General features: G+C 54.9%; 18 protein-coding genes. 2 read left to right on the top strand and 16 right to left on the bottom strand.

Annotated elements, in window-relative coordinates:
- Positions 1-85: 85 nt before the first annotated feature.
- Both JFN93_RS16830 and JFN93_RS16825 read left to right on the top strand, forming a co-directional pair.
- Positions 86-241: a hypothetical protein gene (locus JFN93_RS16830; protein ID WP_199385292.1), complete on the top strand. Its 156-nt coding sequence runs from the start codon at positions 86-88 to the stop codon at positions 239-241.
- Between the two features lie 119 nt (positions 242-360).
- Complete coding sequence (locus JFN93_RS16825) at positions 361-636, top strand: integration host factor subunit alpha (RefSeq protein ID WP_199385291.1); 276 nt, start codon at positions 361-363, stop codon at positions 634-636.
- A 29-nt stretch (positions 637-665) separates the two neighbouring features.
- On the opposite strand, the gene JFN93_RS16820 is transcribed toward JFN93_RS16825, so the two are convergent.
- The 16 genes from JFN93_RS16820 to JFN93_RS16745 form a co-directional block, all read right to left on the bottom strand.
- Entirely contained in the window at positions 666-2051 is a 1386-nt protein-coding gene (locus JFN93_RS16820) for a hypothetical protein (protein WP_199385290.1), read from the bottom strand.
- Positions 2048-5278, bottom strand: a complete 3231-nt coding sequence (locus JFN93_RS16815) for a DEAD/DEAH box helicase (protein WP_199385289.1) — start codon at positions 5276-5278, stop codon at positions 2048-2050. The genes JFN93_RS16820 and JFN93_RS16815 overlap by 4 nt, the downstream gene beginning before the upstream one ends.
- Positions 5271-7085: a phospholipase D family protein gene (locus tag JFN93_RS16810; RefSeq protein ID WP_199385288.1), complete on the bottom strand. Its 1815-nt coding sequence runs from the start codon at positions 7083-7085 to the stop codon at positions 5271-5273. The genes JFN93_RS16815 and JFN93_RS16810 overlap by 8 nt, the downstream gene beginning before the upstream one ends.
- On the bottom strand, positions 7079-8308 hold the full coding sequence (locus JFN93_RS16805) for a DUF6361 family protein (protein WP_199385287.1): 1230 nt from the start codon (positions 8306-8308) through the stop codon (positions 7079-7081). The genes JFN93_RS16810 and JFN93_RS16805 overlap by 7 nt, the downstream gene beginning before the upstream one ends.
- 49 nt (positions 8309-8357) lie before the next feature.
- Positions 8358-9962 (bottom strand): AAA domain-containing protein, encoded by a 1605-nt coding sequence (locus JFN93_RS16800; protein WP_199385286.1) that lies wholly within the window; start codon positions 9960-9962, stop codon positions 8358-8360.
- 4 nt (positions 9963-9966) lie between these two features.
- Positions 9967-12618, bottom strand: a complete 2652-nt coding sequence (locus tag JFN93_RS16795; protein ID WP_199385285.1) for a hypothetical protein — start codon at positions 12616-12618, stop codon at positions 9967-9969.
- A complete protein-coding gene (locus JFN93_RS16790; RefSeq protein ID WP_199385284.1) occupies positions 12618-14780 on the bottom strand; it encodes a hypothetical protein in 2163 nt (720 codons plus the stop codon). The genes JFN93_RS16795 and JFN93_RS16790 overlap by 1 nt, the downstream gene beginning before the upstream one ends.
- A 22-nt stretch (positions 14781-14802) precedes the next feature.
- A complete protein-coding gene (locus tag JFN93_RS16785; protein WP_199385283.1) occupies positions 14803-17784 on the bottom strand; it encodes a type I restriction endonuclease subunit R in 2982 nt (993 codons plus the stop codon).
- Entirely contained in the window at positions 17781-20366 is a 2586-nt protein-coding gene (locus JFN93_RS16780; protein WP_199385282.1) for a DEAD/DEAH box helicase, read from the bottom strand. The genes JFN93_RS16785 and JFN93_RS16780 overlap by 4 nt, the downstream gene beginning before the upstream one ends.
- Before the next feature lie 125 nt (positions 20367-20491).
- Positions 20492-21649 (bottom strand): restriction endonuclease subunit S, encoded by a 1158-nt coding sequence (locus JFN93_RS16775; protein WP_199385281.1) that lies wholly within the window; start codon positions 21647-21649, stop codon positions 20492-20494.
- Complete coding sequence (locus tag JFN93_RS16770) at positions 21646-23169, bottom strand: type I restriction-modification system subunit M (protein ID WP_236021780.1); 1524 nt, start codon at positions 23167-23169, stop codon at positions 21646-21648. The genes JFN93_RS16775 and JFN93_RS16770 overlap by 4 nt, the downstream gene beginning before the upstream one ends.
- Positions 23166-23393 carry a hypothetical protein gene (locus JFN93_RS16765; protein WP_199385280.1) on the bottom strand — a complete coding sequence of 76 codons (228 nt, stop codon included), beginning with the start codon at positions 23391-23393 and terminating at the stop codon, positions 23166-23168. Before JFN93_RS16765 ends, JFN93_RS16770 begins: the two co-directional genes overlap by 4 nt.
- Positions 23390-24907: a type I restriction-modification system subunit M gene (locus JFN93_RS16760; protein WP_199385279.1), complete on the bottom strand. Its 1518-nt coding sequence runs from the start codon at positions 24905-24907 to the stop codon at positions 23390-23392. The genes JFN93_RS16765 and JFN93_RS16760 overlap by 4 nt, the downstream gene beginning before the upstream one ends.
- Entirely contained in the window at positions 24904-25113 is a 210-nt protein-coding gene (locus JFN93_RS16755; protein WP_199385278.1) for a helix-turn-helix domain-containing protein, read from the bottom strand. The genes JFN93_RS16760 and JFN93_RS16755 overlap by 4 nt, the downstream gene beginning before the upstream one ends.
- A 256-nt stretch (positions 25114-25369) precedes the next feature.
- Positions 25370-25621 (bottom strand): hypothetical protein, encoded by a 252-nt coding sequence (locus JFN93_RS16750; protein ID WP_199385277.1) that lies wholly within the window; start codon positions 25619-25621, stop codon positions 25370-25372.
- The coding region (locus tag JFN93_RS16745; RefSeq protein ID WP_199385276.1) for an HD-GYP domain-containing protein at positions 25618-26276 on the bottom strand (659 nt) is incomplete at its 5' end. The genes JFN93_RS16745 and JFN93_RS16750, both read right to left, overlap by 4 nt.

Below are 26276 nucleotides of genomic sequence, written 5' to 3'. Positions count from 1 at the left end.
AGAGGGTTCCTCGGAGCCTCCGTCAACACGGTGGTTGCGGGGAGCCCTCTTGGGCGCCAATCACAAAGATAAGGGGGAGAGGACCATGACAGTCAAGGCAAGAATAAACGGCAGGGAGTATTCGCTTTCGTGGGAGGAATTCGAGAAGGCAGTGCTGAGGAATGATGTTACCGGCGGCCAAATCGAGGTCGTATCCATTTTCACGGGAATGCGACCCTGCAAGAGTCTTCAGGTTGGATGAAGCCCATCCAGCCTGGATAGAGGCGGCCCTCGTGGCCGCCTTTTCTTATTAGTACCTGGAAATTATTCGTGAATTGTGGTACTTACAGATTTCACATCAGTGCAAATGAAAGGTCCGAGATGACGAAAGCCGATTTAGCCGACAAGATTCAAAAAAAGCTTTCATGCAATAAGAAAGAAGCCGTTGAGTTGGTGGAGCTCACCTTGGATATTCTCAAGGATGCCATTGCGACCGAAGGGCATGTGAAGATAAGCGGGTTCGGGAATTTTGTCGTTCGGCAGAAGGCTGATCGAAATGGCAGAAACCCGCAGTCTGGGGAAACTATCACTATTTCCTCGCGGAAGGTTCTGACGTTCAAGCCGAGCGTACTGTTGAAAAATCGTATCAATCAATAAGTGTGGATGCAGAATAATTGGGCCTAGCATTACTCCGGCTGCCAGGCGCAACCTACCCAGTGCTCTTCGTAACGCTTCACAAAGTCTTTCATCTCGCGAATGTTGGCCCCAGGTTCGCGGCAGGCCCGGGCGCAGGTAGAAACGACATCCCGGTAGAACTCCGGAGCGACAGGCCTGATGCCGTCATAATTCATAAGCAATTCCGGAAGGCGCTCCGTGATTTTTGCTCCGCGAGGTGCCATCACAATACTCGGGGGCTCGCCATACGTGTTGATCAACACGTATCGCCAGCTTGGGTCTGCGGCTCCTAGGCGAGGGACAATCTCACAGGGGCATGCATCTCCGCCTTTGGAAATGGATTCATAGACTTCTTTGAGGGCCAAGGGTTTGTTGGCCATCAGGACATAAGGCCCGGCCCCTACGTAACCACCCATGCTTTCGTCGTATTCGATGCCGAGCAAGTCTTCCAGGTCAAAGCGCGCATGCCGGTCAAGGGGGGCTTTTCCTGAGGTGAACCACTGAAGTTCCCGCAGGGTGGCCCCTGCACACTTGGCAATCTCTGCAGGCGGATTGGGCCAGCACGCCACGAGGTTCTTGGCGATTTCGGCTGCGTTGTCATGGTCACTGTCGGCCCAGAAATCATCATCCTCAGCGATATCCTCCGGTGCCTTCTCACCTGTCAGCAGCCAGGTCCTGCCATTAAACCCGTCGAGGCTGAAATAACGGGGCTGATCGGGCGGCAGAGAAGATTCCCAGGATGAAAGCCATGAGCCGGGTTCCCAGTCCAGTCCTCCGGTCAATGTTGGCTCCGGCCTTTGTGACGGTAAGGCAAGCCATTGCTGGATTCTTTCTTCCACCTCGCGGCTGTTCACGCCTCTGTGCCCACCCCTGACATGAAAATCGTGATCATATTGAGCGTCTTGGCAAAGGGCCTGGATGGACCCGGTAAGAGACCGGTCTTTTCTGTCGTGCTTCCCCATCAGCCACTTGCTGGAGTCCTGTGCTGAGCGCAGGGAAGCCGGAAGGGATTTCTCCCTGGCATCGGCGACCTCAACCTGGACTTCGATCTTTGCCATATCCAAAATCAGTCCCGGGCTGGCCAGGGCCAAGTGGCGGTTGATCCGCAGGATGTCCGGTCGGCCACGCAAACCCTCGGCGTTACTCCACGCTTCCAGAAGAACATCCCGGACGGCCCTTGGCGGATCGACTGGGGTAAAGGTCATCCACCGAAGGGGCAACCCCGCAACGGTCAATCCATAGAGTATAAGCGGGCTGAGCCCGTATCGCTCTGCATCCTTGATCTTGATCGGGTCCTGCACTGATACAATGCCATACTGCGGATGATGGAAAAGGAACTTGGCAATCGCTACGTAGAAATGATGCTCTCTTGGTGACGGCAGCGCCTGTTGATTCATGGCCCCTCCTGGGTAAACAAGATCTCCCCTCGAGAACTCATGTTTTCCGGTTTATCATTCAAATCAGTTTCCGGGGGCTGAAGCGAAATCAGCCACTCAGCCAAATCAGCTGACTCATGGTTGCCATTCTGGCTGAGGCTGAACAGCAGGTCTTCCTGGCGGGGTTGACCGAAAACCATCCGATAGAGAGCTAAACCCTGTTTCAGCCGTTTGAGCTTCCCGACCTCCTTGCTGTACGGGAGCAGCGGAATGCGGCGCTCCACCCGAGCAGAACCGTCTTCAAATATCCAATATGGGATAAGGTCGGACTGTCCATTGTTTTTGCCTTGAGAAGCGATATTAAACAGGGTCTGCCACGGGTCACCGCCCACGTGAGTCTCAGAGAGAGCAGTCAATCCATATCGTTCAGCAATATTTTTTCTGACCGCATGACCTTTATAGCGATGAACCCGGCCTTCTCGTTGTTCAAGATCAACGGGATTAGAAGGCAGGTTCCAATGCACCACCGCATGGCACCATGTGTGGAAATCCAATCCTTCCTGGCCTATTGAGGTCGAAGCCAGAACGAAGGGACGAAACGGCGAGTTGAACGCGTCCCGTACCGAATCGGCGCGAACGAGAGCCTGGTTGTTGTCGTCTCGAATATCCCCAAACCGGAGCGCGAAACGGCAGCGAGTGTTGAAATCATCAACCGCAAAGCCGTCGCCTGACATCTTTATTTCGTCGATTCGAATCTGAGCGGTCCGTAGTGACAACACTGATTGAATGCACTCGGCTACTCCTGCCACTTGTTCCTCCGGAGAATGCTCTTGGAGCCCAAGAGATTCTCGAAGGACATGCACATATTCGTCGAGAACAGCCTGGAGATTGCCGTCGATACTGTACTGAAGCGTCAACCTCCAATAGGTATCCTCGCCGGAGCCCCGCAACATGGCAATCGTTTCCGGCATATTGAAGAGAGATCGGAAGCCGGATGCGACTCTAGCTGCGGCTGACAGCAGGTTCGAATCGGATGCGTCGAATCCAGCACCGATACGCCGAAGCGCTCGCAAGGCACACACGCCAGGACCGGCCAGAGCAAGATCGCAAAGCACATCTACTAGATCATCCGGCTGTGGGCCGAGAGGAATGCTGCCCTCTGCCATGCTAACCAATAGGTCGATGTGATCTTTGAAGCGAGTGCCTGATTCATGGTCAGGCGTAGCGGACCTCCATCCCGAATAGCTTTTACACCAGTCCAACAGACCGTTATGGGAATCGAGAAGAATGGGAGCTGCCCAATACCATCGCTCATCGGCCCGCGTTCCTTCCCCGGCATCAGGCAGGGTTTCGATCAAACTGCGGCAAACAGCCTTGACCTCTTCCTTCAGCTCTTGGACGCTCAGTGTTCCGCGTCCACGACGAAGCGCAATCTCAAGCGGATCTATCTTGCTGGCAAGGGTTGGCGATGGCAGTAACCAGGCAATGACCGGCATGCCAGTTAGGCGATTATCGTTTGAGGCCACCGCAAACCGTAGCAACGGCTTGATCTTGTCATAGAGTTCGCTGTGGGAAACCGAGGTCCCGGCAATCATCTTCCTTTCGGCTTCGTAGGAGCAGATTGACGCAACCGCGTCTGGAACGGCGCTCCATGAGGAAAACACAAGGGCCTTGGTCAAGCCATCCTTGTCCCGGTACGCGCCACCAGGCTCGATATACGGCATGGACGGCGGCATCCACAAAAGCTGCCACATGCCTTTATCAATCGTGTCCTCGAAAAGTACGCGCATCCTCGGATTGGCAGGGTCGAGAGCCTGATAGCCTTCCAATTTGTCCTTCGTCAGCAACTGTCCATTTGCCGCTGAGAGAGTACCTCGAAGAGCATCTGAGGGAGCATTCAACTGGGCATCAAGCTTATGCCTCAGATCATAATGTTTCAGGAAGTTGATCAGATAAGGTGCAGACTTCCAGTATTCGATTGGCTCCCCGGCTTTGACGCAGATGGCCACCGCGTCAACCGTAGCGGCGTGCTGAAGGTCTGCATGCGTAAGGGGTGCCGGTCGTTCAATCTCGGTCAGCATCGAGTTGTGATCACGGGTTGTCGCGACCCGCTCCGTTCGACACATTACTTTAAGGAGAGCCTGTTCAAGTTCGGTCTTTTTCCCTGAATGACATGCCGAGCCCTTCGCACAGGCGTGAAGCGTCGTTCGATGTTCTGACAAGAGACTCTTGACCTCATCGACTTTGCTGGAGTCATTGAACAGGAAATTCAGCGTCTTGATGAAATCTGGATAGTGGTCGTCCTCGTCATTTTCCTGGTCGAGGGTGAACATCTTGTAGGGCGTTGCGGAAAGCAGGAGAACACGAACGTCGGGATGTTCAAAGAGTGCAGTCGCCAGCATGGAGGCTTCGTCATCGCCGTCCAGCAGGTGCTTGAATCGTTGGAACTCATCAAGGATGACCAGGTCGGGCTCAAGCGCGGAAAGGCACACTGAAGCCAGCTTGCTTCTGAGCTTTCCGATCAGGTCGTAGCGAAGCTCGGAATCCTCCCAGGGGATTCTGCTGTAGTCACGGTAACGGGCAAAGCGTTCACAGCCTTCCTTCAAGGCCGCGTACAGTTCGGCATCTTCAAGAATTGCCCGGCGGAAAGCCTTGGAAAGGTCTGCATCCAGATCCTCCGCAGGGAGGTTATTGGCCTTTGCTCGCCAGTTATCCTTGCCTGCTGTCGCCTGCAAGAGGTTGAGCAGGCCTACGCGCAACCGCCTACGTCGTTCATTTTGCGCCAGGGGCAAGTCATACAACATCCGATAGAGGATTGCTCGTTCGTCGGCATGCCCCCCTCGACTGCGGGCATGGTCGAAGGCGGTGCCGGGCGTCAGACTGATGAAATTCACCTTGTTCTTTCGCAGCGACCGTACTTGTCTTGGCAGGTAAGTCAGTCGCGTGGCGATTGAAAAACCATCAGTGTCGCTGACGTTGAGCCGATTGACGTTCTGGGTCGCGATGGCGGCATTGGAGCAGATGTAGATAACATCGACCCGATCTACTTGGTCTTGCAGGTGCTCCAGGGTCTTGGCGATGATTCCCCGCGCAACGAGCGTTTTCCCGAGTCCAACTTCATCGGCGACCAGAAAACGGGAAGTCAAGTCATCGCCATAGAGTCGCTTGAAGACGTACTCCACGGTCTTCCTCTGGAAGTCTTTCAGACCTGCCAAAGCGAGCGCTGATGAAAAGCGGTTGCTATGCATCACGCCCCCCGATAGCAGATTCAAAAACCGTCCAGAGGTTTAAAAAATCCTCGGGAATAATGGCGTTCTGGCTTCCCTGGGACAGATCACGAACCAACCCCGAGATCTCCGACAGCCTCTCCGAGTGTCGGCTGTACGCGCGGGTCAGCTCTTCCAGTAGCGGGACATCCTCACCATCGGTAAGCCGGGCCAACCATTTGGCGAACCCGGAGCCATTGCCGGGATCAAGTCCGGATGCCGAATCATCACCCAGCAAGAGCAAGAGGTAACGAATGAATCCATCCTTATTGCTGATCACGGTTTGCAGGATGGCGGCATTGCGTTCCTCCGGAACGCCTGTAACGGGAAGATTCAGTACAAATCTGGCCGTAACATCCGGATGGTTGGTCTTAAGCTCAAACGCTATAAGGCCCGTCACAGAAGAGGCGGAAAACTCTCCAAGCCTAATACCGCCATGAGCATCGCTGTCAAGGATGTCAACCGCGAAATCTCGCGTGACGGTTATCGGCCATGCAAAAGCACTGACGATCCCCTCAAGGGATGGGATTTCTCCGGTCAGCACCAATGCCCACAGACCATCCTTCGATCCGGGGCTGCACTCGATGGACAGGGCTACTTCAGATATCCGGGAACGAGCCCGCTCAACAAATTCCTCAGCCTCCTGCCGGACTGCATCAATCTCTGCTTCCCTCATCGTGTCGAAATCGACAAGATATTCTCCCAAGCCGTCAGCGCCAAGCAGCTCGTCGATGCCGCCCACTTTGTTCTTCCTGCCAACCAGCCCGACAAGAATCTCGATATTCTTCGAGGCATTCAGTGCGGCGTTGGTCGCATTCGCGGACCCCATTACCACATGGGTGTAGTCGGAATAGTATCGAGTCTCAAACAGATAGACCTTCGCGTGAAGGCCTGTTGCAAACGGTTGCTCAGCGACATCGTCTTCCTCGCCATCCTCGGTTTCCGCTGCTGCATCCAAATTGAGGCATTTGGAGAAGAGCTGAAGAGTGTCCTTCTTCAGGGCTGATAATGACTCCGGCCGTGAAATCAGTGCATCAGCGACCTTGGTTTGCTTCACCAAAGCTCGCAGGACTTCGTCAGAGCAAAAAGGCGAGATGACGGCCATCCGATTCGCTGTGGGGGGGTTCCAGTCAAACCCTTTCGTTCCCGGGAGATGGAAGGTCAGCTCGTCAAAGCCATCCGGGAGTTCCCATTGAACTCGGTGCAGGTCCTCTGCGAACCTGAGCGATTGCTCGACTCGGCCCGCGTCTGTTTGTCCAGTAGCCAGATCAGGAAGCAACTTGAAGAAATGCGTCAACGGCCTATTTGAATTGTACTTTCGTCGTGCAATCGTGCCTTCCAACTGAAGCGACAGGTCCCAGGATTGATCGGTGGTCATATTTCTCGTCAGCACCACCAAGCGATACATCGAGCTGCTTTTGTCAGTGCTGACAAAACGGATTGCCCAGACTTTTGGATGAAAGACGCCTCCGCCAGGGGCTGTAACCTCTATTACCATTTCCTCCAGAAAACCAAACAAGGGGTTCGGCTTGGCAGTCTGGGGAACTTGAATACGTCCTCGTTGTACATAGACGGTAATTCGTTTCGAGTACCTGCGGATGGCTTCAAGCACAGACAACGGGTCAGGATCGGTCTGACCATCCGCCGCCAATAACGCCAGATAGACAGGAGCCTCAAGCAGTAAGGCTGGGTCCATCGAAAAGGTGGTCGCTATCGCCTCGTCGAAAATCATTCCCGGCGGAGGGGTCAATGCAGAGGTATAAAGACACCGGGAGTTTGGGTTCAGCATTTCTCCTCCCGGTTCATGCCCTGGTGCAAGTCGTTCAAAAGCACCTTCACATTCGGCCACCGATATACGAGTTTCCCAACGCCGGAGTACCCACCCCACTGCTCAAGCGCCCTCTGATTTCTGAACCGGGAACGCGTGCCTTTGAGTTTCATTTCTCTGCTTTTGATCAGGTTGAGCGCCTCGACGTTAGAAAGGAGGTCGTTAGGGGACTTCTGGCTGTGGTCGATCCACCTTTGAATAAAGGATCTCGTTTGTGGAGTGATGGTGTGGCCATGATCCATGGTCAACTCCCAGAGGCGGCTCACCGACCAGGCGTGAATCTCCTCTATGGGGAGGTTTGCCGCCCATTCGTCGAAACTTGCCTGATGCTCGGAGACAAGCTCTTCATGGTTTCGAAGCCTGGCGAGCTGGACGTTATACGAGAGCGCCGCCCCGTGCATTACTTCAGAGAAAAGCCGTGCATGGGTCAGGAGTTCTTTGTGCTGCTCGGAAAAGCTGCCGTAATCCGGATGTTCCCATGGGGCGTGGATGTCGGCAGGCTCGCAGTGCAACGCCAAGAAAGAGAGAAGGCTGTTGGGGCAAGCGACTTGGATGCGATCCCGGATAAACTCGGCTTCTTCCCGGGACAAAGCAAAGTCCACCTTTGACGGAAAATCTTGTGGAGGCGCTGGCAATCGCGGATGCCAACTGAGTGTGGCCATTCGCTGCTCAACGTCGATGTCATCTCCTCGCGACTTTGCGTCTTTCTCAAGAGCTTTCAGGGCATTCCTGCGACGGTAAGTTTCGTCGATGCGCCTGTGATATTCGTCCTGTGAGAATGACGTAAGGCGTATTCCCCAGACACCGAGACCGGCCCAGTAGACGGAGCTGGGCAACCGTTTGAGCCTTTTTCCTGCGGTTTTTCCAAATACACCGGCCTGATCATCGGAATCCATCAAAGGCTGAACCAGATCTCTTTCTAGCTTGTCAGCCTGGATCGCAAAGCTCTCCGCTGGTAGTCTTTTCTCTTCCAGGGAATGGTAAATCCATGGCACGAAAAGCATGTAGCGGAGGCGTGTCTGGATCGTGCTTGTGCCGGGGAATAACTGGTCGGCAAAGCTGTCCCGCACGGAGCCGAGTCCGAGCTCGTCACGACTTTCCTTTTCCTGGAAAAGGGAAAGGATGCGAAGTGTGCGCTCCCTCGCTTTCGAGTCATGGTCAATCCATGCAAGGACGGAAGGCATAGGTCAGTCCCCCCTCCGCACTGCTGCAAATGGATCGGTGTTTGCTGCATCAAGCCCCATTCTCGTATCGCCCCCTCAATTTGCATCTCATACTCGAAAGAGAGCCACGCTCAAAGAACGGCAAATCGATGGTGTCGCGTATCGAGCTGCAATACTGCTCGGCAAAAAGCTGCAGGTGAGCAGCGTCCCGGGCCACGTCGGGATCGGAGGGCAGATACTGGAGAAGCGCGTCGCTGATAAGCATCACAAACTTGCTTCTCGCCCGGGTGAGAGTCACATTGAATCGTCTCGGGCTCAGGATGAATGCGTCTTCGGAAGCGGCAAAATCCCGGTCAGCCACCACATAACTGGAAAGGATCAGGTCACGCTCCTGGCCCTGGAACCGGTCTACAGTGTCAACAAATGGAGGGGGGTCCATCGTCATCCCTGCCGCGTCCACGAGGAGATTCCTGATGGATGCCATCTGGGCTCGGTGGGGTGTCACGATACCGATTTTCTGAGTCCAAAACTCTTGGGGGCTCACTCCGGCCTGCTGGCTATCGACCAGTTTCTTGAACAAAAGGGTCAAAGCGGAAACGATCAGCGCCTCGAAAGGATTCGACAACGTATAGGTGTTGGCCGAGTAGCTGATCACCACCACAGGGCAGGCAGGATCAAGAATGCGCAGGAACTGGTCGGACCATGGCAACTGCTCGGGCCAGTCGGCAGGCTTGGTGTCGATGTTGATTGTGAGATTCAATTTTCTCTCGGGAAAGAACGCCTCGTATTCGTCCTTATAAAACCGCTTGCAGGGCCATGCGGAAATTTCCACGTTGGTCCGGTAGTTGTGTTTAAGTTGCACCGGGGTGATGCCGTGCGTCTCCTTCATGTAAGAGAAAATGCAGTCGAACAGCCCTTGCACGCTGTCCTTCATTTGGAAGCCGTATATCGGGCCAAGCTGCCGGTCGTCACCGGCAAGGACAACATGCCCATCGGACTTCAATAGCAGAAAGTAAGCCGCAGCCGCAGCAACTTGCACCTGTGATGCCTCGTCTATCACAAGCAGATCAAACCATTCGGCGGTCGGCTCGCTATCCTGATGGTCTTTTTCGGCCAGACGTCCAAGCTGTTGCCAGGTTCCACCAACGATGATGATTCCGAGCTCGTCACTTTTCATGGTATTCACAAAGCTCTGAGCTCTTGTGGAAGTTCTTGGCATGTCTTCGATCTGATCACTCAAGGGGGGCGCGGAGGAGTCGCTTCTCACTCTTGTCACACGGATTGGGCATGCAAACGCGCCAACGGTGGCCGTCCGCCTGCTCATCAACTCCAGGGTTTCATTGAGGACGTTATCGATAGCATTGTAATTGCTGGACCCGATACCCACACGCAGCGGAATTCCTGCCTCGGCGTAATGCTCAATCCACCCAAGAATGGTCCCGGCCAAGACCGTGGTCTTTCCGGTTCCCGGCGGTCCCCAAAGCAAAGAAATCCTTTGGCCGAATGCATCGTGGAAAAGGGATTCCTGCTTTTCGTTGAATGCATCCTTCAGATACGGTTTTACCTTCGCGTACAACTGGTTGGTGTCAGCGAATGTTTTTCCCGTCGCCAGCGAGCCGGGGGTGTACATCAGGCTATGGGCTGGTTCAGTCATTTTTGTCGGTTTCTTAGCCATTGCCTTACCTCCGCTTCCTGGCACGTTTGATCGGTGCTGCCATCCCGCCAACTGCTCTCAATGCCTTTTCTATCCTGTCGCTTGAGAAATCCCGATACATTGGATCAAGGACAAGCGGCGAGTCGAGCGCCACGAGTCCTTGGGCGACGGCAAACTGAAAGAGCCCCTGATGTCCCGGCTTAAGGACTACATAGGGATTGTCCTGCATAGCCTCCAGCCGAATGACCTCTACCTGAAGCAATGCCCCTATCGACTTGTTAGGCATCCACCGCTCGGTAAGGCCGTATTCGCCAAGAAGTGCTTCGGCATCCTGGAAGCCCAGACCGAGTCGATGACGCCATGGTTCGTCGAGATCCACATGTTCACACTCGTTGGATAAAGCGACGGTAAATTCGCCTTCCTTGATCCGAGAGTCCCTGCTGGTCGGGGAAAAATCAAATACATGGAGTGTGTCGTGTTGATACTGTGGGTTCGCGAACTTGATCTCATCGATGATCGGATCGGCCTCTGACTGAGGCTTCAAAGTCAGACCGCGAATCGAGAAAAACCTCGCCTCTCGTTCATCGACAGGTAGTGAGCGAGTGTTCCGGTTCTCCATTTCCTGGCACGCGACATTGAGCTTCTCAAAAGCGATCAGGCTTCTTGCCGCCTCTGGCACGCTTGCCTGAGAGGATCTTGCAGCAGAGAAGCCGCTCTTTTTCAGTACCAACCGGTCTTTGTAGTTCTCACGCAGTCTCCGGACGATGTGCTGCAAAGCTTGCAGGTGAACCTTTGTGGCCCGCTTGATGCCATCGTAGAGTTCGTCTCGGGTGTAGCGTCTCCACTGGGCTGGGTCCGTAGGGTGGAGTTTGTTGAAATGGCGGACGAATATTTTGTCCTGCCAAAGCTCATAAGCTCGCTCGAAAGGTATCTGATCGCTCATTGGGGTGGCGAATCCAAAAGGCAGATCGAACTTATACGGCGTGCCATCCTCCCGCACATTTGGGAAGAAACTGTTCGCTGCGTCAAAAAGGGAGTAATCGTGGGCAACCGGCAGCCCAACGAGCATTCGAAGGACTTCCTTGACGATTGTCCCAGGCTGAGACTTGAAAGCATCCGGATCGGGCAATAGGCTGTCCGGCGGGAAGAATCGGGTAAGCACCTCGATCAGTTCGATCACGTCAGGGTTCTGCATATGACGCTCGAACATGCGCTTGAGCTGACGTACCTCCAGCATGTCCCAGAAGAAGATATGGGAAGAGAGACGGTCACGGGCGGGTAGACTCGTGTTGACGGTCGATACCTCCTCTAACCACTCAGAAACCACAGCCGCAAATTCCTTCAGCCTCTCGCGTTCCGTTTCCGGGTTCATCGCATCGACACGGTCGACGATGAAAATCTTTTCGTCCGTCACCGGAGGATCGCCCGGGTTGCGGCCATGTGGGAAATAGAGCCGCGCCGCGCCCAAGGCAAACGAGATACCGGAGCCCGGGTCGAAATGGATCGTGATAAAGATGCTCTGATCAGTCCAGGCTGGGATCATCGCACTGCGCCGGCCCTCGACCGGCAAGGGTGCTCCCACGGTCAGGGATCGGGCGCGAGTTGCCAGTGCTGGCCCATCCGCCCGCAACTGGTGGCTGGAGTCGATAACAGATTGCCACCGATCATCGGCGGTAGTCACAGCGTCGGTCAGTTCCGCCGTAGTGGTGATGCCATTTGAACGAAGCAGTTCCGCCTGCCCCTGATTGAGCCAGGCCAGCCGGGAAAGATGATCGCATTCGGATGCCTTGTCTCGGCAATAGCGAACGTAGTCGCAAAGCTGGCACTTGGGACCGACATGCCAACTGGCATCCTCCATATCGGTCTGCAGAACCCGGAGAAGACGGTCCTCGAAAAACTGTTTCACGTGGACTTCATAGACCTCATACGGAACCCGAATCAGCGTCTCGCTGAGGGCCTCGGAAACGGGATCTGCGGCTCCCTTGGCCTGATAAAGCTGGACCAGGTTCCTGAACGCGTTGATGTCGTGGCTTCCGGGCCAGATGGTGCCTTCCGCCGAAACGGCATATCTGCCGCTCAGCCCTTCTTGCTGGATGGCAGTGGCCAATGCCAGAGCGTAGTAGGTCACCTCTGTGAAGTGCCGTAGTGATGGCTCCGCAGCCATTTTCACGTCGATAATATGGATTTCGTATTCAGGCACAGTCCCATTGCCGATCAGCGGCGCACCAGTACCACCTGGACGAATCCAAAGGATGTCCGGGCGCACTCTTACCTGTTCGAGGCCGAAATCGTCGTATGCCTTTTGAAGGCCGGGAGTAACGTTTGTGGGAACCGTGAACTCCGCCTCGATAATAGCCTGGGGTGGATCCTGTTGCCGGAGGATGTCAAAAAGGTTCTGAATCTTTTTGAAGGGCTTTCGTCCCAGAAGATCATCGACCTTGTCCTCGAGAAGAAACACAACTTTTCCATCATCTGAGGTGTCGATCAGATCCTGATATTTGTCGGCCTCCCAACGCCGCCCGGCCGCTTTGATAAGTTCAATACCAGGGCGTTTGTAGGTCTCGTCCGAGACGCCAAGCGTGTCCTTTTCTGCATCACTGGCCAGACGAAACCGGAGAAACCGGTCGCAATCGAATTTGAATGTTAGGGCAAGCGTTCCTTTATCGAGTTTTGCCATCACATCTCTCCCGGGGTTGGTATGTTCTTCAGTGCATCCGACATCGGTCGTATGCTGGCATCTGCCTCGCCTAAGAAACTTCTACTGACGACCAACGCCCGAGCCAAATTAGTGAAATCAGGTATTTTGAAGACGATCCGTTTATAGGTGGACAAGACCTCAAAATGAGAGTCCGCCTCCAATATGGCGTCTTTGAAGGCTGTTTCGCGGATAACCGCCCCCCCCCCCTTGATGACACCGCTCTTCTTGCGACAGACCAACACCGCGTCCCACTTGATGGTCCCATCGTAAGTGTGAAGACCTCCTTGGCCTTCGCCACGCATGGGCAGAACCTTGGTTACCGAGAGTCCCGAATGAAGCAGAGCCGTGCCGAGAGCATCCCACGCCGATGCGAGTTTATGGTGGTAGGTGAACACGCAGATCCCGTCCGGCTTGAGTACGCGGTTGCATTCCATGAAAATCTGCTGAAGCCGTTCCTGGTATCCCTTGATGGCTTCATCGGACCGTCGCGTGATGGCCAGGTTCTGCAGTATCGGAGCCGAAGTGACGTTGTCGTCATACGGGTGCGGTGCAATTCTCAAAGCCTGATGCCAGGCCAAATAGAAGTCCGAGAGTTCCGAGTAGCTCAGATTGTCGAAATACGGCGGATCGGTCAGCACGAGATCCACTGAGCCGTCCGGTAGTAAATGGAGTTCCTCGGAAGACTGGGTTTCAATCGCCGCCGTGGCGCTGCCGCTCAATACATCATCGACAGAACCAAGGCAGGCTTGTTCGCGCTCGAAATCATCTTCATAAGCGACTCTGGTGCCTTCCGGATGCAGCTCCTGGGGCGCTTTGGCAAACGCAATCGCCTTCGATATTTTCCGGACCGTGTTGATGAACGTCCCCCGTCCGACGCCATCCTGCCAAGGGTTCAGCTCAACCGGACGAGTGATGTGCCGGTATGAGTGAATGGAGAACATCGGGCTCGTTCGGCGATAGCCAAACGCATAGGCTGTGTACATGCAGTTCGTTGTGAGATGTTCACTGAAGGCCAGCTCAAGGCAGCGCCGCGCCTCATCGCTTTCCACTCGGCCGATGGCCGAACCGAGAAGGTGCAGGTGGAGCTTCTGCCGGTCGTTGAAAAAGTCTGCATAATGCCGAATCCCGTGGATCAGAGGTCGTCCATCCGAACGGCCCTCACGGGGAATGCTTCTTGTCGGCACAAGCAAGCCATTCCCGATCATCCGCAGCTTTCGGGTGGCTCGGTCATACAACGCCTGGTCCGCCTCTTCGACGCGCTTGAAATGCCTTGTGCAGTTCTTGCCGGTTCCGACCAGATACTCCTGGGCAAAGAGCCTCAAAGTGGGGCGTTCGGCACCGTCAAGGTCATCCGCTGCGATCTTCTGTGTGTGCTTGCAGGTCGGGCAGGTCATGATCCCGTTACCGTGCGTGCCCGCGCTGATAGTGGTGCGCTTGCCGCAAGAGCAGTGCAGCACCTTGCGTTCAATCCGCAATTCATGGACCGCATGACAGTCCTTGCAGAATACCCACTGCAGACACTTCTCTTTGGAGTAGGCCAGTTGAAAATGGGGATGAAGCTCTACATCGCTCTGGCAATTCGAGCACTGCTTCACCTGGACCCAGAAATGATGAAGAACATCCCGTTCGACACCATCCACCATAGTGCGATGCAACGGCGTAATGAGTTGTGCGACCTCATTGCAAATCTGTTCGATTTCCGGGTAGTGATCCTCCATCCGGGAGGCGGCCAACTCAAATCGGGTAATAAAGGTCGCGACCGGGTCGATATCAAAACCAATCACCCGGGCGTTGCAGCGCATGGACTCCACCAAACTTGTCCCGCCGCCGATGAAGGGGTCGAGAACGACAGCGCCATGCACGGAGGTCTTGCCGAGATAGGTATCCCAAAAGGTGTCGGCCTTGTCAGGGGGAAGGGTCAGCGCGGTGAGGATCGAACGGAACTGAGAGCCCACCCGGCGAGCAAACCAGCGGTGGACCCGGTACAAAGGATTCGAGCTCTGACCTTCACGCAGGGCAAGCTCGGCGATTTGGGCAATGGGAATGTCGCCCGCCTCCAGCAGGGTACGGGCAGGCCAACCGCCAAAGGTGTCGCCTCTGCGATTTTCAATGATCTGCTTTGCCTGACTTGTTTTAGCCATAGAGCCCCATTACCATCCCTTCTCAGTAGTACTGCCGGATATATCCGAACGCCTTGTCGAACAGATCCTGGTCCTTGACCTGGTACTTCACGTAAATCACTTTGCGCAGGGCCTTCTGGACCTCGCGCTCTCCGGCTTTGGTGTTTTGCCAGCCGGGGAATCGGACCAGGCGCACGATCTCGTCGATGTCGGTCACGATCCGCTCGACCACCATCGGCGTCTTGCCGTTCTTCACCTCGGCGAACAGCTCGGTCAGGGCAGCTTTGGCCTTGGCCTGTTCATCGACCGGGTCCACCTGTTTCTCGGCCTGGACAACCTCCTTGGCCAGGGTCAGCAGTTCCTTGAGGAAGTCGAGGCTGTGGAGCAGGCCCTGTTCGTGCCGCTCCTTGAGTTTTTCGAGGCGTTCGCCCAGGGCGACAAACTTCGGATTGTCCTTGTGCTTGCGCAGGCGGGCGATGAGCTTGATCTCGATTTCCTTGGATTTCTTGTCCGGGTCCTTGGCATCGAGCAGCCCTTCGAGGACCTCGGCGTCCATTACCAGAGTGTCCAGATCGTCGCGCACCGTTTCCAGATGCACGTTCTCATGGACCAGCTCGATGGTCTTGGCCCCCAGGGCGTGCCAAAGCAGCTTGCCGTTGCCGCTCGGCGGCTTCACCGACTCATACACCTGGGTCAGCCACTTGTAGTCCTTTTCATAAGGGCCGAGACAGGGATCGGGAGACAGCGCCTCCCACAGACGGGCGAGCACCGAGTATTCCGCCGCGAACTTGTCCCGGGTCTCGTTATCCGGCAGGCAGTCCTGCGCCGCGATCAACCCCTCGTAGCCGCCGACAGTGCGGTCCACGCCAGGGAAGAACGCCAGGCATCTTGCGACCACGCCGGGCAGCTCTTTCTTGAGGTCATCCAGATTGGTGATGACCTTCTGCACCGCCTTTTCATCGAAATCGAGGGCCGTGGCCACGTCATCGAAGATACCCAGGTAATCCACGATCAGACCGTGGGTCTTGCCGGGGTAGACACGGTTGGTGCGGCAGATGGCCTGCAACAGGTTGTGATCCTTCATCGGCTTGTCGAGGTACATTACCTGCAGAATGGGGGCATCGAAGCCGGTCAGCAGCTTGGAGGTGACGATCAGGAACTTGAGCGGGTCGTTCGGATCGCGGAAACGGTCGAGGAGCTTTTCCTCCTCATCCTTGGCCAATTTCCATTCCGCGTACTCGTCAGACTTTCCGCCCTGGGTGTGCATGACGATGGCGCTGGCCTCCGGGCCGACCAACTCGTCCATGGCCTTCTTGTAGAGCACACAGCACTCCCGGTCGAAGGTCACCACCTGGGCCTTGAAGCCGTTCGGCTCTACCTTCTCCTGGAAGTGCTTGACGATGTGCTGGCAGATGGCGTTCACCCGCGCCGGGGCCTTGATCAGCACCGCCATCTTGGCGGCCCGCTTGGCCAGGTCGTCACGATCCAGCTCGCTCAGCTCATCGGTCATCTGAGAGTAGGCTTCGTCGATGGCGTCCTTGTTGATATGCAGCTTCACGTCTACCGCCTCGAAATGCAGCGGCAGCGTGGCCTTGTCCCGGATCGAGTCCTGGAACGAGTAGCGGCTCATGTAGCCCTGCTCATCCTCGTCCGCGCCGAAGGCCCAGAAGGTGTTGTGGTCCCGCTTGTTGATCGGCGTGCCGGTCAGACCAAAGAGAAAGGCATTGGGCAGCGCGTCGCGCATCTTGCGCCCCAGATCGCCTTCCTGGGTGCGGTGCGCCTCGTCCACCATCACGATGATGTTCGAGCGCTCGTTCAGGCGGCCGTCCGCCTCGCCGAACTTGTGAATGGTGGTGATGATGATCTTGCGGGTATCGGCCGCCAGCAGGCTCTGCAACTCCTGTCGGGTGGCCGCTCCGATCATGTTCGGGATATCGGCGGCGTTGAAGGTGGCGGTGATCTGGGTGTCCAGATCGATGCGGTCCACCACGATCATCACCGTGGGGTTGCCGAGCTTGCGGTGCATCCGCAGCTTCTGCGCCGCGAACACCATCAGCAGCGACTTGCCCGAGCCCTGGAAATGCCAGATCAGGCCCTTCTTGGGATAGCCCTTGACCACGCGGGCCACCATCAGGTTAGCGCCTTCGTACTGCTGATAGCGGCAGATGATCTTGATGCGCCGGTGCTTCTTATCGGTAGCGAACAGGGTGAAATTCTGCAGGATGTCCAGCACTACATGGGGGCGCAGCATGGAGCGGATGGAGCGCTGCACGTCCGCCAGCGTCCCCTCGGCCTTGTTGTTTCCCTCGTGCCACGGCCCCCAGATATCGATGGGCATGCGCACCGAGCCGTAGCGATAGCACTTGCCCTCGGTGGCAAAGGAGAGGACGTTGGGCACGAACATCTGCGGTACGCTCTGTTCGTAGCCGTTGTGGATGTCGCTGGCCCCGTCCACCCAGGTCACCGCCGGGCGCACTGGCGTCTTGGCCTCGCCGACCACCAGCGGGATACCGTTGACCAGCATGACGATGTCGAAGCGGCGGCCACCTTCCTTGACCGGATAGACCCACTGGTTGGTGACCACGTAATCGTTGTTGCTCAGGTTCTCGAAGTCGATCAACCGCACCGGTGTGTGTTCGCCGCGCTCGCCGAAGGGCATGGATTTTTCGCCCCGCAGCCATTCGGCAAACAGCTCATTGGCCCGCACCAAGCCTTCGCTCTGCACCGACAGCGGAATGGTCCGCAGGCGGTAGAGCACCTCGTCGGCGCGGTCGGGTTGGGCCTTGATTTCCGGGTTCAGGCGGATGAGGGCGTCGCGCATCATCGACTCCACCAACACGTCGGAGTGCTGGCGCGGCAACTCCTCGGCGGCCACGAAGCGCCATTTGAGGTTTGAAATGAGAAGGGTGAGGTGTGAATCAAGATAATCAGCTTGCGGCTCGGCAATGCACCACTGGTTGTCTCTGTCAGTCAGAGTGTCCAGCACGAGTTGTTCAACCGTATTTTCCTCGTTGAAGAAGGTCATTTCTGTCCGCCTCCTGCCAACGAGGAAAGATTTTTGCTCGTCAATCTTGCCAGAATGTCATCACTACCCAGTCTTGCTTCAACCAACTTGCGTGCAGCAAATTCTCGCCATTCAATGATTCCGGGGGACTGGTAAGAGTCCCAGAGCGCACGCATTGTTGTCATGCACTCTTCTGAAAACTTTTTGAATTCTTCAACGCTGATGTAAAATACACTTCCCGTATGAGGTTCAGCAGCGAAATGTAATTTGTCTGAACTCGAACAAAGTACGACCGAGAAATTTACACCTGGGTGTTCGGCTGCGAGGGTATCCGGATGAGCTTTGGCCTGTAGTGTTTTTTCTTTGGAAACAATGGGTTTATCGCCAGTTGCAGTGTAGTCCTCAAATACAACGCCCTGTCGCCCAAAGATCCACCAAGGATCCGGATCACCAGAACGCTCAGTGTTACCCGATTCAAAACCCAGCAGGTGACCAAGCTTAACTTGAGCTTCTTCGAACGGTTTCGATTCCGGACTTGAAAGCCCTTCCCTTATAGTCTGAAAATACTTTTCAATTTTTGCGCTGCCGGATTTTCCAAACCGTTCGAGGACTCCTTCTATACGTTCGATACGTTCCCCGTAAATAATATCGATAGGTGCTTCCTGAGTCTGAGTGGAGATCAGGTTTTGAAGCTGCTTAAGCCAAGGCAACGTACTTGCGCATGAAAATGCTGCCGAAAAATGTTCTTGAGCTGCCGGCATTTTGTTTGCCTGATATGCAGCAGAGCCAGCAAGGTAATTCCAAAGAGCAGAATATCCCTTCAGATCGTGCCCACCTGCAAGTTTGGCAAGCACATCTTTTGCTGACGAGAGTGCAGTGTCAAAATCGCCGGACCAAAGGGCATCGTGGAATTTTACTTCATGAACAACCGACTCTCCGAGCGGACTTGCGGAAGGTATGGGCAATTGAGTGAGTTCATCTCTTGTTTCCAATATATGATTATCGGCCGTTTTCCACTCTGGTCCGTGGGCAATGAATATGTCGATGTTATCCCCTAATGCAGAGGGATTATCGACTTTTGACTGCTCGACACCAAAATTGACTTCGGCCTGAAGCTCCGGATGCAGTGTTTCTCTTTTTTCCGGCATATGGAAATATTGATGCACCTTATCGCCGATAATAACTACGAGAGCATAGTCGGTTGATGAGCGAGTGCATCTTCCTACTGCCTGAGTAATCCTGGTGCGGATGCGCACCTGGAAAAGTACAGATGCGCCAAATCGGCTGATGATGAAACGCTCCTGAAGATTTGTAGATTCCGGAAGACCATAGATTATCAAGTATCTGCATTCGTCTCCGATCAGATCGATTCCGTCATACCTGTTCGCCAGAACAGCAATGGCGGAACCGGCCTTGGTAAATGATTTTTTCGATGCCTCCAATTGTTCAGCGTCAAAGAGTGTATGGCTCTGCGTTGCCGGGAGTTCTTTGATGACTTCTTTGACTTTGTCGGCATCGCGGTTGCTTGGAGTGAGGACGAGAGCTCTGTCAAATTTAGTAACCCAGGAAATCGCGAGACTTAATGACGTTGCTTCATCCCACATCCGCATTGGGAACACGAAAAATCGGCGGCCGATTCCCTGCTTATCCCAGCCCTCTGGAGCAGGTATTCGTTCGATTTTTTTACGGCCGAAAATTCTTTCCAGGTCCCCACCTTCACCGAGAGTTGCGGACATGTAGATGCGCTGCCGCGCATTCTGAAAGGGTGCGAAGCTCTTGGTTGGAGCAATAAGAGGACGAATGAGTATTGAATTGCTGGTGTAATAGAGATGGCAGGCGTGAAGGTGATCTCTGATCATGCGCCATCGATAACCGTATTCCTCTGGGCTTTCAGCATCTCTAGAGGTATTATCAATTGCAACCGTCAGCGCTGTCCTGCACTTGAGTAGATAAGGCGTCGGAATTTTGTTGACGAATGATGTATCAAGCGATCCGTCGTTGCCCTGATCGTAACGGAGTTGGTCATTTTCTGTGGTGTAAGGTGCGATGATCTGCCAGATTGCATCGAAGGTAGTTTCGTCCTGATAGCGCCGGATCTCCAATGACCAGAAACTCGACACATAATTCTCAGCGGCGTGGGCATCGTCAAAAATGAGTGTATGAACGTCGCTGAAAAACGGATTTGTGTTAAACAGAGCGCTATAGGTGGCAACACCTATTGATTCGCAATTGTTAAAAGCGGTCTTATCAGCCTCCGGGTACTGGTGTTTAGATCCCGAAAAATCAAGAGCGTTGATTCCATACTTTTCTTTGGCCTGTTCAACCACCTGATGGACAAGCTGTTTGGTAGGACAAAGCAGTACACATCGCTCCCGTTTCGTTCTTCTACGCCACTCTGCGATCAGGAGACCAACCAGTGTCTTGCCGCTGCCGGTGGGTAGCTCAAGTGCGATATCACGATTGTCGACATGGTCCAAATAGTTGCGGAGCATATCGGCCTGCTGCGCAAGGAGGCCTTCTACGGTACGGTCCCGCAGGTCACGGAATAACGATTCAGGGTCTTTGATGGATACCGAAGATTTCTGGGGGATTTTAAATGCCATGGAGTAACCCTCCTTGGTTTCTTTTGCATGCGCCGCCGTGGCTGGATAGCTCTCAGGTAACCATGTTCGAAGTCACGCCAGTGCAGGGCGTGTCGAGAACCATCTGTTCGACCGTGTTTTCTTCGTTAAACATGGGCTGTCTCCAAATATTCCCGGCTAATCTGCCGCTTAAGCTCAAGTACTTCATCCCGATGTCTGATCAAGTTTTGTTCTTCAGCATCAATCGCTTCGAGATGTGAGGAAATTTGTTTTTGATCCTCAATTGTCGGTAGCGGCAACTCGTATTCAGACAATTCCTGCCTGTTGAGCTTGGGAATGCCGGTCCTTACACAGCGAGTAAGTGCGAAGGAGGTAAAGTGTTCGCCAAGCAGAATCGACAAAAGGAATCGAGTCATTATCCGATCAGGCAAGGGACGAAGTGCGTACATATCGGCACTGCACAAGCCATCAAATTCGGCGATGAATGCTTTGCGAAGATTGGGACGAATTTTGCTGTAAACAACGTCTCCCGATTGGAACAAATATTTGCCGCTAATTGCGTTTTGCTCCCTGGCCGTTTCAATGCATATCAAACGTCCAGTGTTTTGCTCGATGTGATTAGGAGCAACCAACGGCATTGAGCGATAAGGCTCTTCTTTGGGATCGACTTGACCAGAAACAATTTCAAAGCATTTAGAAAGCTTTGTTACCTTCCATTTCTTAGCCGCACCATTTGATGATAGACCCCGAAGATACGTCTCTCGTGTCTGCTGTAATTTCTCTGATGCGTTAGAAAATTGTTCCAGCGCTTCATCCGCTGCCCACAGGATCTCGGCAATGCGCTTCTGTTCATCAATGGGCGGCAGCGGGAACTCCTGCACTTTCAACGTCTTCCAGTTGATCGTCGGAGAGAGCGAGCCCACCGATATTTCGATGGCCCGATCCATGAACATGTCGGACTGCAGGAAGAACGGCAGAAAATCCGGCAGAACCATCTTAGGTTTTGCGCGGACAACCATGGCATGTGCCGAGCAGATGCCGTCAAACTCGGCCACGGCGAGCTTGCGTTGATACGCACGGCGGCGGCCGAAAATAACATCGCCCCTTTTGAAAGCCAGCTTTTGCCCGGTCACATCAGACGGATGCCCCCACTGGCGAAGATGAAGCGTGCTGGGATCGAGGTGTTCCAGCCCGACATAGACATCGGTTTTGGCATCGGCGGGGTCCACCCGCACAGCAACGTTCTGGGCGATGTCGCCGAACTTGACCATCTTCCAGCCGGGCTTCAGGCTTCGCGTGCTCATTCGGCACCTCCCATCACCCGTGTGTCCTCAAGCACCTCGAAGAGACCGTCCATCGACTCTCGCAAAGCCATCGAGCTTTCCTGCCAGTTCGCAATGGCCTGTTTGAGGCTGACCGCTTCGGCCGCGCCGTTTCCATTGCCGTTTCCGTTTTCCGCCCGCACGTAGAGCGGGATGCTGAGGTTGCTGGCTTTCTCACGGATCTCGTCATTGCTGACCACCCGGGCAAAGCCGTCCTCGTCGGCAAAGGCCTGGTAGGAGGCGACAATGCGCTGGATGTGATCGTCAGTGAGGAAGCTCTGAGCCCGCTCGCGGGTCACCTCGTTCACCGCGTTGATAAAGAGCACCTTGTTCCTGCGCTCCTTCGGCTTGTTCATGCGGCAGATGACGACGCAGGCTTCCATCGGTGAGTTATAAAAGAGGTTGGGGCCGAGGCCCAATACGCACTCCACCACGTCGTGGGCGACCAGCTTCTCGCGCATGGCCAGTTCTTCATTGCGGAAGAGGACTCCATGCGGAAACAGGATGGCGCAGCGGCCGGTCTTGGCCTTCATGCTCTTGATGATGTGCTGCCAGAAGGCATAGTCGGCGCGGCCCTGGGGCGGAGTACCGTAGATGTTCCGGCCCCACGGATCGGCGGCCCAGGCATCGCGGTCCCACTGCTTGATGGAGTACGGCGGATTGGCCAGGACCACGTCGAACTGCATGAGTCGGTCGCCTTCGACAAAGGCGGGATTGGCCAGGGTATCGCCCCGGACGATGCGGAAGTCCTCGATGCCGTGCAAAAACAGGTTCATCCGGCCGATGGCCGAGGTGAGCAGGTTGCGCTCCTGGCCGAACAGCCGCAGGTTCCGCCATTCCTTGTTCTGCCGTTTCAGGTGGGCGACGGCGGAGAGCAGCATGCCTGCCGAACCGCAGGTGGGGTCATAGATCGACTCACCCGGCTTGGGTTCGAGCATCTCGGTCATCAGATGAACCACGGTGCGGTTGGTATAGAACTCCGCAGCGGTGTGGCCGGAATCGTCGGCGAATTTTTTGATCAGGAACTCATAACCCACGCCCAGTTCATCTTCCGGGCAGTTGGAGAGTGAAAGAGTCTGCGAGCTGAAATGCTCGATCAGCTCGCGCAGCATGTGGTCCGGCAGGCGGTCCTTGTTGGTCCACTGGGCATCGCCGAATACACCATACAGGGTGTCGGGATTGGCCGTCTCAATGGCCCGCAGGGCGTCCTGGATAGCCTTGCCCACGTTCTTGACCTTGGTGCGGGTAGCCTTCCAGTGGGCGTCTTCCGGGATCTGGAAGCGGTGCTGCTCGGGAAGCGCGGCGTATTCCTGATCGCCGCCCGATTCCTCCAGCGCATCGGCCAGCTCCTCGTCGTACACATCGCACAGGCGCTTGTAGAACAGCAGCGGGAAAATGAACTGCTTGTAGTCCCCGGCGTCAATGTAACCGCGCAGCAAGGTGGCTGCGCCCCAGAGGTAGGATTCCAGCTCCGATTGGGAAATGTGTTTGTTCTTCTTCATCGCGCTACCACTTCCCATTCAGAAATGTCCGTTGGAATATCGACGCCATCCAGGGAGTCCCAGTTGTAATCGCCGGTCGCCTGCATATAGACGTCATCGGCGGCAGCCATGGCAGAGTGATAGGAGCCAAGCAGGTCGTCTTTGAACCAAAGCCCCCAGCGACTGTTCGCTTGCGGTTTGATGAGGAAGCGACCGATGGGTGATCTATACTGGTAGATCTTCACAGCAGTCCCTCCCGGAGCAGCAGCCCCTTCAGGCGATCCTCGGCCGCGTACGCCGCCTGCAGCGATTCCTTGAGGTTGGCGATGGCCTGATCGATGGTCATGGATTCCTCCTCGATCACCGGCTCCACGTAGCGGGGGATGTTCAGGTTGAAATCGTTCTCGCGGATCTCGTCGAGCGTGACCACCCGGCAGATCCCTTCGACATCCTGGTAGCCTTCGTACCAGCGATGGATGTTGTCCACGTGTTCCGGGAGAAGCTCATTCTGGGCGCGACCGGCCTTGAACTCCTTCGAGGCGTCGATGAACAGCACCTTCTGGCGCTGGGACTTGGGCTTGCTGTCGCGGAAGACCAGCACGCAGGGCGCGAGACCGGTGCCATAGAAAATGTTCTGCCCGAGACCGATCACCGCTTCGAGGATGTCCATCTCCAGTAGCTTGCGCCGGATCTCGCCCTCCTTGGACATGCGGAACAGCACGCCATGGGGAAGCACCACGGCCATGCGGCCGATCTTGCGGGCCATGGACTTGACCATGTGCTGAACCCAGGCGAAGTCGCCGGATTTGGCTGGCGGCAACCCGGCAAAATTGCGGCCGTAGGGGTCATTGATCCAGACGTCGTCCCCCCATTTTTCCAGGGAAAACGGAGGATTGGCGATGACGCAGTCAAAGGTGGCGAGGCTGTCGCCTGAATAAAAGGCGGGCAAGCGCAGGGTGTCGCCGCGTTCGACATGGAAATCTTCCGCACCATGGAGGAAGAGGTTCATCCGGGCGATGGAGGAGGTGGTCAGGTTTTTTTCCTGGCCATATAGCTTGCCCAGCATGAGGTTCTCGTCACCGCCATGCTCTTTGACATGGTGCAGCGCCTCGAGGAGCATGCCGCCTGTCCCGCAGGCCGGGTCATAGATAGTTTCCCCGGCCTTGGGTGCAAGGATGCGAACCATCAGCGCGACCACGGAGCGCGGAGTATAGAATTCACCAGCCTTCTTGTTGGTCAGGTCGGCAAATTTCTTGATCAGGTACTCGTAGGCTTGGCCGAGGATGTCCGCCTTACAGTGCTCATTACCCAGGTTGAGCGATGAGAAGTGTTCGATCAGGTCCTTGAGCAGCGCGTCAGAAAGGCGGTCCTTGTTGGTCCATTGGGCGTCACCGAATATGCCGTGCAGGGTGTCCGGGTTGGCCTGCTCGATGCAGCGCATGGCCTTCTGGAGCGCATGGCCGATATTGGCGCTCTTGGCCCGGACATCCTTCCAATGGCAGCCCTCCGGAACCTGAAACCGGTGGTTCTCGGGGAACTGTGCAAATTCCACGTCGCCGTCGGACTCTTCCAGGGCCGCGGCATACTCCTCGTCATAGACATCGGAGAGCCGCTTGAAGAACAACAGCGGGAAGATGTAAGTCTTGAAGTCGGCCGCGTCGACAGGACCGCGCAGGATATTGGCCGCCTCCCAGAGATGCCCGGAGAGGGTCCCGATATCCAGATCGACTGAATTGTTATTTCCGTTCTTCCTGCTCATTCAGCTTGATCCTGTCTCGTCTTGTCCGCCGCGCCGCCAGCCTTCACCCACTCGTCGACCTCGTCTTTCTTGAACTTCCAAAGACGGCCCATGCGATGGGCGGGCATCACATGTTTGTCGATCCAGCGGTAAACGGTGTCACTGCTGACACCGAGGTACTTGCCTATCTCGTCTACTGATAACCAGCGATCTTCTATCTCGGCCATATCAATTTGGTCCTCATGGCAGAATTGTTGCCACGTTTCACCGGAGGAGAAGCGGGCCAGCCTGGATACACTAATCCCAGCTTAAATTTTACTCAAAATACTTTGGCAGAAACCGATTGTCAACCGCTTTTTGCCGCAAATAACCGCAAAGACTTGCTTCGATGTAACCACTTGATTGCTAATTAACTTGCGTGGAAATGGATGGCTTCAGATGTAGGGGGGATGTTTGCAGGTATCTGTATCTTCGATTAATTTTTCATTCGGCAGAGGCGCTATTTACGAGTTCAGCAGCATGGGCAAAACCGTCGCAAAAGGCCTTGATTTCACGGGAAGATCCTCGATAAAGGTCGAGACACCTTGGTCTTCCATTTTGAGGTTTTCGAAAAAGTCGTATTACGAAGTACTCATCTCCGCGACGTTCGATTTTCAACCCTGAATCCCAACGCTTAAGCTTATCAGCATTCATCTTACGGCATAAATCGACCAATATCCGTTCGGTGATCTTCACAGTTCCCTCCAGGCAATTGTAGAAAATTGCTCCTTGTGGAGAGGTGACCAGCGGTCCATGGCAATGGCTCCCATGACAGTGGCAATGATCGTCTCAGCTTTCTCATCATCGAATAACAATTCCGCTACTAATCTCACTTCTTGGTATATGAGTTCCGTATGAGGAATGCGCCTTCGATAAGGCCGATCTTCGATAAACGCCGCGATTTTGTCAGCAGCGGAAATAAGACGAACACGCTCATCCAATTCCTTAGATGCCAGCCCCTTCGGGTATCCAGAGCCATCAGGGAGTTTATGATGATGGAGAATCACATCCCCATAGTGCTCGAAAACGGTACCCTTGACATATTCATGGCCCCATGCAGGATGTTTCTCCATGACTTCCCATTCTTTTTCCGTCAAAGGATGTCTTTTATCGAGAATCCTGTCTTGGACAAAAAGCTTACCGACATCATGAAGCATTCCAGCCAGGTAGGCCTGAGCAGGAGTAATACCGAAGTCTTTGTCGGTGCAAACCACTATATCCTTTGCTATCTCTGCAGTAAGGATGGAGTGCTTGTAGAGATTTAGATTTCTGGCCACTGCTGTCCCATAGACTCTAAAGTAGCGCCAGCTGTGGATTTGGCGTATTTTTGGGTGGTCGAAATAGGTGCTCG

Origin of the sequence: Geomesophilobacter sediminis, assembly GCF_016458275.1 — a bacterium.
GTDB classification, from domain to species: domain Bacteria; phylum Desulfobacterota; class Desulfuromonadia; order Geobacterales; family Geobacteraceae; genus Geomesophilobacter; species Geomesophilobacter sediminis.
This window is presented reverse-complemented; position numbering and strand designations above follow the sequence as displayed.